Source organism: Prochlorococcus marinus str. MIT 0912, assembly GCF_027359595.1.
In the GTDB taxonomy this organism is placed as follows: Bacteria; Cyanobacteriota; Cyanobacteriia; order PCC-6307; family Cyanobiaceae; genus Prochlorococcus_B; species Prochlorococcus_B marinus_C.
This window is the reverse complement of sequence record NZ_CP114783.1, coordinates 1178476-1193268: the sequence shown is the minus strand read 5'-3', so window position 1 is coordinate 1193268 and position 14793 is coordinate 1178476. Positions and strand designations below refer to the sequence as shown.

Sequence of the window (14793 nt, the reverse complement as noted above, 5' to 3'; positions counted from 1 at the left end):
TGGCAATATTTTGACATTTGATTTTATTTTTTATTACTCTAAATTCAAATAAGTTATAGTAAAAAAGTCTATAATAAGCTAATGGCAGTTGTTAGTACTGAATTAGCGAAAAGTTATTTCTTATCAGATAGTACATCCAGTTATAGATATTCAATAGAAGATAGTTGGGGGTATGATGACCATTCTTGGACAGCAAATGCGACTTATTATATACATGATATAACTGGTAGTTATTTATTTAAAAATTTTGGTAGTTATAGAGATTACTCTTATCAAGGTAGAATTTCAACTTATAATATTGATCAAGATATTAAGAATTTTATAGTTGATTCTTTTACTCAATTAGATCCATTAATTGATTTAGATTTTACTAGAGTTTTTAATGAAAGTGATTCATCTATTGATATTTATAGAGCAACTATCCCTGGATATGAGTCGAGTGCAGGTGTTGCATGGTCATTGCCTTGGTTAGAGAACTATAGCTTTACTAAATCTCGCTGGACTTATAAATATAATAGCGATGTTACTTTTAATTTAAGTAGTAATAGTAATAGATCTATTTTAGCTAATTATCCAAGTTTAAATTCATTTGATGCTTATGTCATTTTGCATGAAATTGCCCATGCTTTAGGTTTATCTCATCCTACAAAAGAAGGAGAAGTAGAAGACCCATATGGTAGTTGGCATGATTCTAGTGATACATTAATGTCTTATAATTTTGTTGATACAGGAACTGCTACACCATTTTTTACGGCTACAGATATATCAGCTTTACAGTTGATTTATGGTGTTGAATCTGGGTCTGCTCCTTCTGATATATCATTATCTTCGACTATTTTTCAGGAAAATATATTTGCTAATAGTAATGTTGCGAATATCTCAACAACCGACCCCGATAATTTAGATACTCATTCATATTCATTGGTTTTGGGTGAGGACGATGATGATAATAATCTTTTTACTATTACGGGTAATAATTTAATTATTAATAGTACTCCAAATTATGAAATCAAGAATTTATATAAAGTAAGAATTTCCTCGACTGATCAATCTAATAATAGTTTTTCGAAAGCATTCACTTTGAATGTCAGTGATGTTAATGAAGCACCTGTATTAGTTTATTTATCCAATGTTAGATTTAATGAAAATATTCAAGCCGATACTATTATATCTACAATATATACAGCTGATGTTGATCACTTAGACTCCCATACTTATAAGCTATTTAATACAAATTTATATACAGATAATCAATATTTTCGGATTCAGAATAATCAATTATATATTTTAACTACTCCTGACTATGAGCAAAAATCAACATATCGGGTAGCTATTCAATCTACAGATAGCGGGGGCTTGACTTTTGATAATTATATCAACCTCTATGTAGATAACATCCCTGAATCTCCAGAGATTGATCTATCTACTCGACTTTTCAATGAGAATCTATCATCTAATACAATTATTTCTAATTTAACTAATATTAATCAAGAAGAGGTTAACTCAACTACTTATTCTTTTGTTTCTGGTGAAGGTGATACAGATAATGCAATGTTTACGATTGACCAATCAAATTTGAAAATTAATTTTATACCAGATTTTGAAGCGACACCAACCTATAGTATTCGAGTAAAAGCAGTTGATAGTAATAATCTATCTACGGAGAAGCAATTCGTTCTCAGTGTCAATGATTTAAATGAAGCGCCAACAGAAATCAAGCTGAGCAGTTTAAGTATTGATGAAAATATTGCAGCGAATTCAATCTTGGGAATAATTTCCTCAACTGATCCTGATGCTAGCGATAGTCATACGTATTCATTTGTGAGTGGTACTGGTGATACGGATAATGATCTATTTACAATTTCTGGGGCATCACTTTTTATTAAAAACTCACCAGATTACGAAGCAAAGTCGACTTATAGCATTCGATTACAATCAGAAGATGATGGAGGGAAAACTTTTGCTCAAACGTTTTCTTTAAGTGTCAATGATTTAAATGAAGCGCCAACAGAAATCAAGCTGAGCAGTTTAAGTATTGATGAAAATATTGCAGCGAATTCAATCTTGGGAATAATTTCCTCAACTGATCCTGATGCTAGCGATAGTCATACGTATTCATTTGTGAGTGGTAATGGTGATACGGATAATGATCTATTTACAATTTCTGGGGCATCACTTTTTATTAAAAACTCACCAGATTACGAAGCAAAGTCGACTTATAGCATTCGATTACAATCAGAAGATGATGGAGGGAAAACTTTTGCTCAAACGTTTTCTTTAAGTGTCAATGATTTAAATGAAGCGCCAACAGAAATCAAGCTGAGCAGTTTAAGTATTGATGAGAATATTCCAGCGAATGTAACGGTAGCGACGCTTTTCACCAGTGATGAAGACGCCACAGATAGTCATAGTTATACGTTAGTTAGTGGAAGCGGAGATACAGATAATAGCTCGTTTTTGATTAGTGGAAATAGCATAAAGATCCAGACGAGCCCTGATTACGAGACGAAGTCGATATATAGCATTCGTGTCAGAACGATTGATAGCGGTGGAAAAACCTTGGAACAAGCCTTCAACTTGTTAGTTAGTGATGTGGATGAAATCAAGCCTTTAATTTTTGGCCCAGCTAACAGCTCTGGTGCACCCACTTCTAAAACAAATGTTTTTGAAAATAACGCAGTTGTACATACATTCAATGCTAATGAGACTGTTACCTGGTCAATAGATCAACTTTCTAGCTCTTTATTTCAAATTGATAGTGCAAGTGGTGTACTAACTTTTAAACAAAAACCTGATTATGAAATCCCATTTACTCCTTCTGGAACTGTTGTCAAAGTAGAAACCAATTTGTCAGGCAACCCAAGTGATCTATATATAGAACTGTTTGATCAAAATGGTTCCGCTAGCACCTTAACGTCGACCACAGCCAATAATTTTCTTGCTTATGTCAATGATTCCTCCTATCAAAATACAATTATTCATCGATCCGTTTCGAATGCTGTTTTGCAAGGTGGGGGTTATACGGCACCTATTTCAGCATCATATGCACCTATTTCGATCCTTTCAAAAGGAACTATTTTTAATGAACCAGGGAATTCTAATAAGATTGGAACCATTGCCATGGCAAAGGTTCCAGGTGATCCAGATAGCGCTACATCTCAGTGGTATTTCAATCTTTCAGATAATGTATCTTTAGATTCATCTAATGGTGGATTTACTGTCTTTGGACGAGTGTTGGCAGATGGATTTGATGTTTTAGAAGAACTCTCCAATGCAACAATTTATAATGCTTCTAATTATTATTCTAATAGTGTTTTTTCTCAGTTACCTTTACTTAATTATGATTCGACGTTAGGTGTTCAACCAGACAATTTTCTAACGTTTAAGACAATTAGTCTTGCAGATAATTATTCTACAATTGCGCCTAATAAATATAATGTCAATGTAATTGCAACTGACACTCAAGGTAATAGCTCAAGTCAATATCTAATAGTCAATATCAATGATTTGAATGAAATTTTATCGACTGATGGAAATGATTTGTCCCAAACCACTTCAAGAAATGATTATATCGATGGTCTAGGTGGAACAGATACTGTCACTTTCTCAGGAAAGTTTTCAGACTACGCCTTTACCCGTGGAACAAATACTCTGGAAATCGCCGACCAAAGGACAACAGGAACAACTGATGGAACAGATACTCTCAAAAATATTGAATACATTCAATTCTCAGATCAAACCGTAGAAGCATCAAAAGTAGACGTCGTTAAAACCTATAGCGGTAATTATCATGAATACAAGTTCTACAACAGAGGCAATGGAAAATATGAAATCAAGACTGACTCTGGTTATGACGACATCACTGGCTATCCCTTATTGAGATTTTCTGGAGAAGACACAACAAGTGCCTTACGTGATGTCAGTGCTATTGCTGATATTAAAGCGACCTTTGATCAAGTCACTGGATTAACTGATCCCTCTGGTGAAATGTTCCAACTCTATAACGCTGCCTTTAAACGATTCCCTGATGCCGAAGGTTTGAAATATTGGATTAATGTCTATAGTTCTGGGATTAATACAAAGAAAGTTGTTGCTGCATCATTTGTTCGATCAGCTGAATTTAAAAGTCGTTATGGAGAGAACGTGACCACTGAAGAATATGTCACGACCTTGTATCGCAATGTGTATGACCGTTTACCAGATGAAGATGGTTTTAACTATTGGGTGGGAAGTTTAAATAAAGAAGAACAGAGCAGATCAGACGTTCTCATGAATTTTGCTATCTCAGATGAAAATGATGCTCTCTTTACTGAAATGACTGGATTGAGTTGATATTTTGCTTCGCTTAATATTTATGTATGCAAAAATTACTGCATACCAAAGTTTTAAATAATTTTTCTCTTTGCTATAAGAATAAAGTATGTATAAAGTTTATGTATTATAAAAAATATAGGAAACCCAAAAATAGTGAAAATATTAGCAGTAATTCCTGCATACAATTGTGCCAGGCAGATCTCAAGAGTTATAAGCAAATTCGATGAGAGGGTCTCAGGTTTAATTCAGAACGTTTTAATAATTGAAAATCAAAGTGAAGATAATACTGTTAATGAAGCAATAAAAGCATTGAAATTCAACAAAAATATTAATGGAATCCTTTGCTCAAACAAAAAAAATGTAGGTTATGGAGGGACACTTAAAATAGGTTTTAATTTTGCGATTGAGAATAATTATGATTATCTGTTAGTACTTCATGGAGATGATCAAGGTGATTTATCAGACATATTACCTTATATAATTGACAAATCTATAGAGAATTTTGATTGCACTTTGGGAGCTAGATTTCATCCTGATTCCAAGTTGTATAACTACTCTTGGTTTAGAACATTTGGTAATAAAGTATATAACAAGATCTTTAGTATGGCCTTGAATCAAGAAGTTTTAGATTTAGGTTCTGGTATTAATATATATAAATTAAGTTCGTTTTTAGAAAAAGATTATTTGAAATTTTCCAATGATTTAACTTTCGACTATTGTGGCATTATATCTCACTCCTATAGAAAAAGAGCTATTCGATTTATTCCAATAACTTGGCGAGAAGAAGATCAAGTATCCAATGTAAAAATTTCAAGACAGGCACTCTTCACTCTGAACTTGTTAACTCAATATTGTTTAAATCATAGATCTTTTATAAATAGGGATAAATCTAATAACAAAGATTATACTTATTCAGCCAATATTATATATGAAAATAATGAGAAATATAACCATGAATAATATTGGAATAGTTTGTCATCGAGGTCTCTGGAAAAAGGAACATGAGCAAAATACAGAGAATGCATTTAAGCTTGCATTAAGTAATAATTATGGAATAGAAACGGATATCAGAGAGAGGAATGGTGAAATAGTAATTTCTCATGATATACCCATTAATGATAATTTAATTTCATTGGATAAATTTCTATTAATTTATAATGATCTTGGTAAAAATTTACCTTTACTATTAAATGTAAAATGTGATGGAATTAAAGACAAAACTTTATCCTTATTACAGAAATATAGTATAGAAAATTATTTTTTATTTGATATGTCTATTCCTGAAACAGTAAATTATGCAAATGATAAACTAGTAAAATTTCTTTCTAGGGTGAGTGATCTTGAGGAATCTCCAATCTTATTAGAAAAGGCAAAAGGTTTGTGGGTTGATTCATTTTATGGAGATTATCCTTCATTTAGCTTTTTAGAAAATTATATTGAACAAAATTATTTCTTATGCTTTGTATCACCTGAATTGCATGGAAGACAAACAAATGCTTTTTGGAATAGCCTTAAAGAATGGATTAAGAGTAAAGATTTTAAGAGGAATACTGTGTTAATATGTACAGATAAAGCTGATGAAGCTTATCTTCATTTTAATTATGATCTTGAAGATTAAGGCTGTAATATTTGATATGGATGGTGTTTTAATAGATGCAAAAGAATGGCATTATCAAGCCTTGAATAAAGCTTTAGCTGTTTTTGGAGAGGAGATTGAATTTTCGGAACATCAATCAACATATGATGGTCTTCCTACAAAATCTAAATTAGATTTACTCTCAGAGAGTGGAAGATTGCCATATAAACTTCATGATTTTATTAATGAACTCAAGCAAAAATATACAATGGAGATAACTGCAGTAAAATGTAAACCTAAGTTTATCCATCAATATGCGTTGTCTAAGTTAAAAGAAGAAGGATATAAAATAGCATTGGCTTCTAATAGTGTAAGAAAGACAATTAAATCAATGATGGAACTATCTAAATTAGGAAAATTTCTAGATTTTTATTTGTCTAATGAAGATGTTGATAATCCAAAGCCTAATCCCGAAATTTATCTTAAAGCGTTATATAAATTAAATTTAACGGCGAAAGAAGTTATAATTATTGAGGATAATGATCATGGAATTGAGGCGGCAAATTCTGCGGGCGCAAATGTATTAAAAGTTAAATCAGTTAATGAAGTGAATTATAAAAATATAAAAAATTTTATCGATTTTATAGAATCTAAGTAAAAATAATGTTGAATATAATTATACCTGTTTATGGACAATCAAAAGATAATTTTTCTCTTGATAGTAAAAACTCTATAAGTATATTAGATCACGTTAAAGATCATTCTATACTATCTTGGTCTTTAGAACATATCGAAAGATTTACAGGTGATAAAAGATATTTCTTTATCTCTACAGATGAATTCATTTCTCATAACCATATAGATAAAGTATTACCTCTTTATACTGATTCTGAAGTCAATGTAATAAGGCTGAGAAGAAATACAAATGGAATGCCTTGTGCAGTTATGATGGGAATTGATAATTATAATTTAAATGAACCTTTTTTAGTTACCTCTGCTGATCAATATATAGATACAGACCTAGAGTCACATCTGAAGTTTTTTGATTCCACCAGCGCATCAGCGGGCACTATCGGATTTCAATCTATCCATCCAAAATGGTCATATGCTGAACTTGATGATGAAAATTTTGTGACTCGGGTAGAAGAAAAAGTACCGATTAGTCAAAATGCTTTAAGTAGTAGCTATTATTTTTCAAGTGGTAATTTGATGGTCGAATGTATATCAGATAATATTAATAGAGGTGAACTTATTAATAAAAGATTCTATTTAGCACCCTGTCTGAATGAACTCATTATAAATAATAAAAAAGTTGCTTATTCAAAAATTGAAAAAGATAATTACTTTAATTTTTATTCAAATACAGTCAAAGATGATTTTAGAAAATATTTAGAACGTAATAATAATAAAATTCTTCTTTTTTCTGAAGAATACTATAAGTCTTTCAATAAGAAAAATATTAATAGAATCATAGAATTAATGTCGAAATCTATACATTTAGATAGTCCTTTCTCTAATGAAGTAATTGGTATAAAAGATGTCACTATATTCTATAAAGAATTGTTTGAAATAAAAGAGATAATAAGATATTCTATTAATAAAATATCTTGCCTAGATAATGATTCGACTATTTGTCAATTTTCACTTCAATTTAAAAGTACTAGAATTGAAGGGATAGAGATATTAAACTTTGAGAATCAAAAAATAAGCTCTATACAATGTTTTCAAAAAAGTAATATTATATGAATGAAGAAATATAATTTAAGTCAATTTACAAGGGGCTGGTTTGTTGGTGATTTTGATCCCTCGATATTTAGAACAAAGAACATAGAAGTTGGTGTCAAACATTATAAAAAGGGAGAAATTGAACCAAATAGCATGCATGAAAAGACTTGGGAAATAACACTTGTGGTTTCAGGTAGTATAAAAATGTATAATCAAATTTTGACACAAGGAAGTATTATTCTTTTAGAACCAGGAGATATATCTAAATTCGAGTGCATTGAAGAATGTGCACTAGTTATAGTTAAATATCCATCTAATCCAAGTGATAAGATTCTTATAGATAATAATTAAAAATGCTAAATATTCTTATACCTATGGCAGGTAGAGGGAGCAGATTCTTAAATGAAGGTTATGTAAGGCCTAAACCCCTTATAGATGTCAATGGAATGCCAATGATTCAAGTTGTTATTGAAAATATAAGGCCAAAAAGAGAACATAGATTTATTTTTGTAGTACAAAAAGAACATATTAACGAATATAAAGTTGATAAGTTACTCAAAAACTTATGCCCTACTTGTGAAATTGTTATCATTGATGGCATCACTGAAGGAGCCGCTTGTACTGCACTTGAAGCTAAAAAATATATTGATAATAAAGATCCATTAATGATAGCGAATTCGGATCAATGGATCAATACATCAATCGATGAATATTTAAAAATGTGGGATATTAATAAATCAGAGGGTTTCATTATGACCATGTATTCAAGTGATCCAAAATGGTCATATATAAAATTTGATCCATCTGGAATTGTCGTTGATATAGTTGAGAAGGTCGTAGTTTCAAATCAAGCTACAGTTGGAATTTATAACTTTTCTAGAGGAAATATATTTTGCAAATATGCAAGCCAAATGATTCAAGAAAAAAATATGTCAAAAGGCGAATATTATGTAGCACCTGTGTATAAATATATGCTGAATAATAATGCGAATATTGGTTTATATAATATTGATCGATCTTGTTCAAATATGTATGGTTTAGGCACACCAGAGGATTTGAAGTATTTCCTTAGTCAATCTATATTATAAATAAATGTACAGATTAGTTATAATTTTTTTGTCGATCTTTTCTATATTATTATTTTTAAATTCAAATATTAATATAAATAGTGATTCTCTATATATGGAAGTGTTTCAAAATACATATATACGAGATATAAACTTAGGAGATAGATGGTTGCAAATGCCTGCTTCCGCTTATTTTCCCGATCAGTTCTTATATGCAACATCAAGAATATTTTTTACTATAAAAGATAGTCTATTAACAGTTGCGATATCAAAATTTATTATACTTTTCTTATCTCTTAGATATTTTATAAAATCAATTTATAGTTCTAGTAATACTCGAGCAATATTATTAAGTTTGATTGTCAGCTTAATTTTTATTCCATCATATGAAAAAGGCTATATGCCTCTATATGCAATTGAATATAATCATTTTTCTCATCTAATATTAATATTAATAATATTACCGCGATTAATATCTGGCAGGGCAAAATTTAAATTCATATTCTTAATCACTATATTTTTTATATGCTTTTTGACTGGATTAAGTACTAGTATTTCTTTGATCATAACCACATCTTACTTATTTGCATACCTGTTTGTAGAGTTTCTCTATATACACTCTTGGAAATCTTTTAAACTCCTATATTATGAAAAACAAAATTATATTATAACTATTTTATCTGGTATTTTTCTTGGTTATCTTTCTTATTCAAAATATATAAATGAGAACTTTATGGGGATAGATTATTATATACTCCTAGTGGAAATAAAATATTTATCGGAGTTAAGAAGCTTTTTGAGTATAATCCAGAAGTTACTCCATTTTCGATAATTCTTATTTTAATTGGTATATTTATATATTTAAAGCTAAAGAAGATTGATATTGCTGAAAAGATTAATAAGATTAATTCTATATCATTTATCATTTCTTTCTTTTCAATAGCTAGTCTTGGAGGAATAGTTGATAATGGTTACTATAGATATTTTTACTCTTTTATAATTATATATTTAATAAATATATTGTATATATTATCAGTTAATAATTTATCTAATTATTATAATTTATTTTTATCATCATTATTTCTAATACCATATCAAAATTATTATTTTTCTAATAAAATCAAAGACAACAATAGATTAAATATTCGTAATACAAATATTGCTGAGTGTATCAATGATTCGCTTATACTTAAGAAAACAGATAAACGAGTTGGAGTAGGTATTCAGGATTATTGGGATGCAAATATCAATGCTGTCCAATTAAATGACCCTCGAATTGATCTAGTAGTGATGAATTTAGATGGATCTCCAAGATTATGGATGCAAAACATAGGAACAATGGAAAGTATATATAATGATTTTTATTTACTTACAAAAAATAATCAAGACTATATAACACCTCATGTTAAATACCTATTCGGAAAATGTAAAGATAGTTCGCTTAAAATTTATCATTTAGATAATAAGAACGATTTTGTTGACTACTACAAGAAAATTTCAGAATATAATTTAAAAAAATTAAAAAATCATAGAAATATAAAACAATGGCGAGGAGATAAATTCATTTCTTCAATTGCTTTATCAAATAAATTTTGGGGGTTAATTGTAACAGAAGGAAAAGGTATTCTTTATATTCCTAGCATTGATCTTAATCCTGGTAAGTATCGTTTAAGATTGTTTTATAGCTTACTATTAAATGGAAATGATAATAAATCTTCTATTCAAATAACATGTGTTAATAGCAATCCCATAATGAATGAATTAGCAAACAGTACATTAGAAACTGGTATTGCAAATACAAAAGAATTAATATTTGATATTCCCAAAAAACCAAGATGTGATGGAAAATATCAAGTAATTATTAACGTCAGTGGTGATGAAAAATTATATGTAAATGACTTAATTATTAATACTATAAGCTATGCTAGCTAAATTAATACGATTTTTCCGCTAGCTGGTCTAGATTTTATATAGAATTAAATAGCTTTATATATCAAGGCGCTTAAATTCGAATTATTTATAAATTCAGCAAGCTATCTGCCAACTTAATAGTCGGCTCATGATCTGACCACTATTACTCTCACACTACTTTTGACTCGTCAGAATATGTATTAATGGTTACTTGTTAAATGAATAAAAGATCAAAGCTGTTTTTATTTGCAAGTCTTTTAGCTTTATCCTCAGGGCAATACACAAAGGCTAGTGAACTAGAAAGCTCTTTTTCTTCAAAAATAAATTTATCAATGACTGAAGGAGAAAGTTCAGTCCAGTCTTCTAGAAGATCATGGTTCTCAAGATCTAAGTCAGAAAAACCTACAATCTTCGAATACGGAGAAAGTAGTATAACTCAAGACAATCAACGCAAAGAAGATTCTTATTCCAAGGATTCAGTTAACAATACTGTTTCTAATTATCTTGCTAGCTTAATCCCTACGATCAATAGATCTAATCATGCAGAGTTGCCAAATACCATTTTTTCTAATAGCAAGAGTTTATTAGTAGATAGTGGCTATCAATTGGCTAGTGGTTATATCAATGAGAAGATTCAAGATATTCCATTTTTTGCTCAAACAAGTATCTCTCTTTCAGCAGGTAGTAAATCTGAAACTAATTTTTCTTTTGATAGCTTGATGAAATTAAAGGAATTAGGCAATGATGAAGATGGGGATACAAAAGGTATTGTTTTCTCGCAAGGTAGATTTGCTACAAGTTCTGATAGCGACGGTTCGACAGCAAACTTGGGTTTAGGGTTTCGTCATCGTCCTAATGACCATTCAATGTGGGGAGGTAATACCTTTGTGGACTACAGGATGACGGACTACAGTTCAGCACATAGTCGACTTGGTATCGGTGGTGAATATTTTTGGAAGGATCTTGAATTTAGAAACAATTGGTACTTAGCTATTACCGATAAAAAGAACGTCACCATTAAGGGTAATAGTTATACCGAGCGTGTCGTTCCGGGTTGGGATGCAGAAGCAGGGTACAGACTTCCTAAAAATCCTGAATTAGCTTTGTTTGTTCGAGGCTTTAATTGGGATTATGAAGACACAGATGACAATAGTGGTTTGGAAGGATCAATTAATTGGCAGGCCACACCGAATCTTAATTTGGAAGCGTGGGTTTCTAATGAAATTGCTGCAAACGATACCAAGGTTAATTCTCAATTACCTGGAACAGATGAAACTTTCTATGGTGTTAGATTCCGTTTGACTGCTCAGCCAATTAAATTCTTGAAAAAAGATACAAAAGCGAATTTAATTACACAAATGACTCAACCAGTTCGACGTAAGTATGATGTCTTGCTGGAAAGGTCTTCTGGAACATTTATTAATAGAGCTCGAGGAATTTAATCACAATTTTTTGAATCTTCTTTCTATCTTTTTACTTCATTAAACATCATGACTTTGAACACACTTGCAAAAACACTAGGTTTAATTTCATTGGGATCTGTCTTGGGAGGTTTATTTTTAACAGCTCCTAGTGTCAAAGCTGATTCGGGTATGGCTCCAGTTTGCCCATCATCTGGGATGCCTACTGACGGTGATTGTCGAAAAAGCCCAGATCATTACGAGATCACTATTTATGAGATGGGACTTTGCACCACTGATCCTGTCAATGCTAGTTATACAATCTACGACAAATCTAGCTGCATAACTACTTTTACTTCCAGCGGTACTTCAGCAAACTTGGCTAACGGAAATGTCGTCAATCTTGGAAGTAAAGGTGCCCCTAATCCTGGGACTTACACTCATGCTTATTTAGTCATGGCTCCTTCATTTAAATTGAAAGGTCAGCAAACAACTAGTGCTGGAATTTACTCTTCCAATTCATCTGGTGTAGCAGTTTTAAATCAATCAGGTGGAGCAAAGACTTTTACAGAAGACATGAGGTCTTTTGATACAGAAGAATGCTCTGGTTACGCTTACGCTAATATGTCTGGTGGTTTTATGAAAGCCATGTTATTGAATTCTTCGATGCAGAGTATTGGGACTAATTGTGGGAGTACAGCAAGGATTGGTACCTCATTTAAACCCAACTCTGGTATCGTTATTACACCTCAAACTAAAGGACTAGAAGTTAGATTTGCTGTGACTAATTATGGATTAAGTGTCTACGATCAAGATGCTCAGGGAGAACTCTGTGGACAGGATATTTGTGGTTTTGGTTCAGGTCCTTTCCAACCTAGTTTTCAAACCTTTTAATTAAGAATTTTGAATTCTATATTTAGAGTTTTTTATATTTCACATCAACTTAACCCACTTTCTATTCTCTGACTTGTGTATGCCTAATCAATTCGATTGATGTAATCAGATATTTGTCTCTATTAATTGAGGTATTTAGTATTTAAATACCCTGTTTAAGTTGGCGTATATACTTTTAATATATTTTAAAAAGATTATGTGAATTTAAGGGATATTTTAATCAGTTATTTTTTTTCTTTTGAAAAATAACATCTTCAATCTTCCAATGTCTGATATTTCAAAAAGTTCCCAGCATTCTTCGCCGAATAGATTAAGAATTTCTTGTAATTGAGTTGCAGGATGTTTTTGTGAATCTTGTTTTGGGTCTCCATATTGCTTTGGAAATTCTTTACTTAAGAATTCTGGACTTAAGGAGCCTCCAAGTTTATTACTTGCCTCAGTTGGGTTTGGAGACTGTTTTTCATTATTATCAATATTTAAATGAATGATCCTATATTCCCATTTTGTTTGATTCTTATCATCTAATTCAATATTCGATGATTCGTTTTCATTTGAATTGGACATATTTTGAAATTTGATTGATTTGTAATTTTTTTGGACTAAAAAATGATTGAAAGCTTTTTAGTGATTATTTAGATCATGATTTATCATTTCACGAATCATTTCTTCTAAAGACGTTTTGGGTACCCAGCCAAGTTTCTTTTGAGCCTTTTTAGCATCACCAATTAATTGATCTACTTCTGCCGGGCGAAAATAGCGTGAATCAATTCTGATGACTTCCTCTCCGTTGTCTTGTCGGTATCCTTTCTCATTAATTCCACTTCCTTTCCAATTAATACCTCCCCATCCCAGTGCTTTGGATGCTATCTCTAAAAATGTACGCACCGTCTCTTGTCTTCCAGTTGCTATTACGAAATCCTCGGGTGTTTCTTGTTGCAGCATTCGCCATTGCATATCAACATAATCTCGGGCATGTCCCCAATCTCTCTTGGCATCAAGATTTCCCATGTAGAGAAATTTTTCTAGCCCCTTATGGATTTGAGTCAACCCTCTTGTGATTTTCCTCGTTACAAATGTTTCACCTCGTCTGGGGGACTCATGATTAAAAAGGATTCCATTACATGCATACATCCCATAAGCTTCCCGATAATTAATTGTGATCCAGTAGGCATAAAGTTTTGCTATTGCATATGGACTTCTTGGATAAAAGGATGTCGATTCGTTTTGAGGTGTTTCTTTTGCTTTCCCATAGAGTTCTGATGTACTTGCTTGATAAACTCTTGTTTTCGAAGTTAAGTTTAATAATCTAACGGCTTCTAGTATTCTTAAAGCACCAAGTGCGTCTGTATTAGCCGTATATTCAGGTTCTTCAAAGCTTACTGCTACATGACTTTGGGCTCCAAGATTATAAATTTCATCAGGTTGAATATTTTGGATGATTCGAATGATATTAGTGCTATCAGTTAGGTCTCCATAATGTAAGAAAAGTTTTCCATTCTTTTCATGTGGATCTTTATATAAGTGGTCTATTCTGTCTGTATTAAAAAGACTTGCTCTTCTTTTGATGCCATGAACAATGTATCCTTTATCAATAAGAAACTCTGCAAGATAGCTACCATCTTGACCAGTTATTCCAGTTATTAGGGCGGTTTTATTTTTTTGATTCAAACTTTTTTTCATAAAATAATATTTTACTTCACTACCATTCCAATTTTAGAAATCGGACTATGAATAAATAATTTTTTAGAATAAATCTATAAATCTGGATAATATCTTCTTTTTTTCTATTCAATATTAGATTTGTTATTTAATAGAAATTTTATTTATAATTGCGCTTGTTTGTCATGTTTATGTTGACACTTAGATTATAAGTAATAACAAATTCCTTTCAAAAACTACGTCGATC

At 31.1% G+C, this 14793-nt stretch carries 12 protein-coding genes; 10 read left to right on the top strand and 2 right to left on the bottom strand.

The window, feature by feature from the left end:
- Nucleotides 1-81: 81 nt before the first annotated feature.
- The 10 genes from O5640_RS07125 (at nucleotide 82) to O5640_RS07080 (ending at nucleotide 12887) form a co-directional block, all read left to right on the top strand.
- Nucleotides 82-4332: a DUF4214 domain-containing protein gene (locus O5640_RS07125; protein WP_269611689.1), complete on the top strand. Its 4251-nt coding sequence runs from the start codon at nucleotides 82-84 to the stop codon at nucleotides 4330-4332.
- A gap of 135 nt (nucleotides 4333-4467) precedes the next feature.
- Nucleotides 4468-5274 (top strand): glycosyltransferase family 2 protein, encoded by an 807-nt coding sequence (locus O5640_RS07120; protein ID WP_269611688.1) that lies wholly within the window; start codon nucleotides 4468-4470, stop codon nucleotides 5272-5274.
- Nucleotides 5267-5932 (top strand): hypothetical protein, encoded by a 666-nt coding sequence (locus O5640_RS07115; protein WP_269611687.1) that lies wholly within the window; start codon nucleotides 5267-5269, stop codon nucleotides 5930-5932. Before O5640_RS07120 ends, O5640_RS07115 begins: the two co-directional genes overlap by 8 nt.
- A gap of 16 nt (nucleotides 5933-5948) precedes the next feature.
- Nucleotides 5949-6548 (top strand): HAD family hydrolase, encoded by a 600-nt coding sequence (locus tag O5640_RS07110; RefSeq protein WP_269611686.1) that lies wholly within the window; start codon nucleotides 5949-5951, stop codon nucleotides 6546-6548.
- A 5-nt stretch (nucleotides 6549-6553) separates the two neighbouring features.
- On the top strand, nucleotides 6554-7636 hold the full coding sequence (locus tag O5640_RS07105) for a sugar phosphate nucleotidyltransferase (RefSeq protein ID WP_269611685.1): 1083 nt from the start codon (nucleotides 6554-6556) through the stop codon (nucleotides 7634-7636).
- Entirely contained in the window at nucleotides 7637-7966 is a 330-nt protein-coding gene (locus O5640_RS07100; RefSeq protein ID WP_269611684.1) for a hypothetical protein, read from the top strand.
- Nucleotides 7967-7968: 2 nt separating this feature from the next.
- Nucleotides 7969-8703, top strand: coding sequence for a glycosyltransferase family 2 protein (locus O5640_RS07095; RefSeq protein WP_269611683.1), 735 nt, complete (start codon nucleotides 7969-7971; stop codon nucleotides 8701-8703).
- 999 nt (nucleotides 8704-9702) lie between these two features.
- Nucleotides 9703-10614 (top strand): hypothetical protein, encoded by a 912-nt coding sequence (locus O5640_RS07090; protein WP_269611682.1) that lies wholly within the window; start codon nucleotides 9703-9705, stop codon nucleotides 10612-10614.
- A 197-nt stretch (nucleotides 10615-10811) separates the two neighbouring features.
- Entirely contained in the window at nucleotides 10812-12035 is a 1224-nt protein-coding gene (locus O5640_RS07085) for an inverse autotransporter beta domain-containing protein (RefSeq protein ID WP_269611681.1), read from the top strand.
- A 48-nt stretch (nucleotides 12036-12083) separates the two neighbouring features.
- Nucleotides 12084-12887 (top strand): hypothetical protein, encoded by an 804-nt coding sequence (locus tag O5640_RS07080; RefSeq protein ID WP_269611680.1) that lies wholly within the window; start codon nucleotides 12084-12086, stop codon nucleotides 12885-12887.
- 216 nt (nucleotides 12888-13103) lie between these two features.
- On the opposite strand, the gene O5640_RS07075 is transcribed toward O5640_RS07080, so the two are convergent.
- The gene (locus O5640_RS07075; RefSeq protein ID WP_269611679.1) at nucleotides 13104-13451 is read right to left on the bottom strand and encodes a hypothetical protein; all 348 of its coding nucleotides are present in this window, start codon (nucleotides 13449-13451) and stop codon (nucleotides 13104-13106) included.
- A gap of 57 nt (nucleotides 13452-13508) precedes the next feature.
- On the bottom strand, nucleotides 13509-14567 hold the full coding sequence (gene gmd, locus O5640_RS07070; RefSeq protein WP_269611678.1) for a GDP-mannose 4,6-dehydratase: 1059 nt from the start codon (nucleotides 14565-14567) through the stop codon (nucleotides 13509-13511).
- Nucleotides 14568-14793: the final 226 nt, after the last annotated feature.

Excerpts from the sequence above, each read along its gene's own strand:
- O5640_RS07095 (WP_269611683.1), top strand. The coding sequence starts at position 7,969 with ATGCTAAATATTCTTATACCTATGGCAGGTAGAGGGAGCAGATTCTTA.
- O5640_RS07100 (WP_269611684.1), top strand. The coding sequence starts at position 7,637 with ATGAAGAAATATAATTTAAGTCAATTTACAAGGGGCTGGTTTGTTGGT.
- gmd (WP_269611678.1), bottom strand. The coding sequence starts at position 14,567 with ATGAAAAAAAGTTTGAATCAAAAAAATAAAACCGCCCTAATAACTGGA.
- O5640_RS07080 (WP_269611680.1), top strand. The coding sequence starts at position 12,084 with ATGACTTTGAACACACTTGCAAAAACACTAGGTTTAATTTCATTGGGA.
- O5640_RS07075 (WP_269611679.1), bottom strand. The coding sequence starts at position 13,451 with ATGTCCAATTCAAATGAAAACGAATCATCGAATATTGAATTAGATGAT.
- O5640_RS07105 (WP_269611685.1), top strand. The coding sequence starts at position 6,554 with ATGTTGAATATAATTATACCTGTTTATGGACAATCAAAAGATAATTTT.
- O5640_RS07125 (WP_269611689.1), top strand. The coding sequence starts at position 82 with ATGGCAGTTGTTAGTACTGAATTAGCGAAAAGTTATTTCTTATCAGAT.
- O5640_RS07110 (WP_269611686.1), top strand. The coding sequence starts at position 5,949 with ATGGATGGTGTTTTAATAGATGCAAAAGAATGGCATTATCAAGCCTTG.
- O5640_RS07085 (WP_269611681.1), top strand. The coding sequence starts at position 10,812 with ATGAATAAAAGATCAAAGCTGTTTTTATTTGCAAGTCTTTTAGCTTTA.
- O5640_RS07115 (WP_269611687.1), top strand. The coding sequence starts at position 5,267 with ATGAATAATATTGGAATAGTTTGTCATCGAGGTCTCTGGAAAAAGGAA.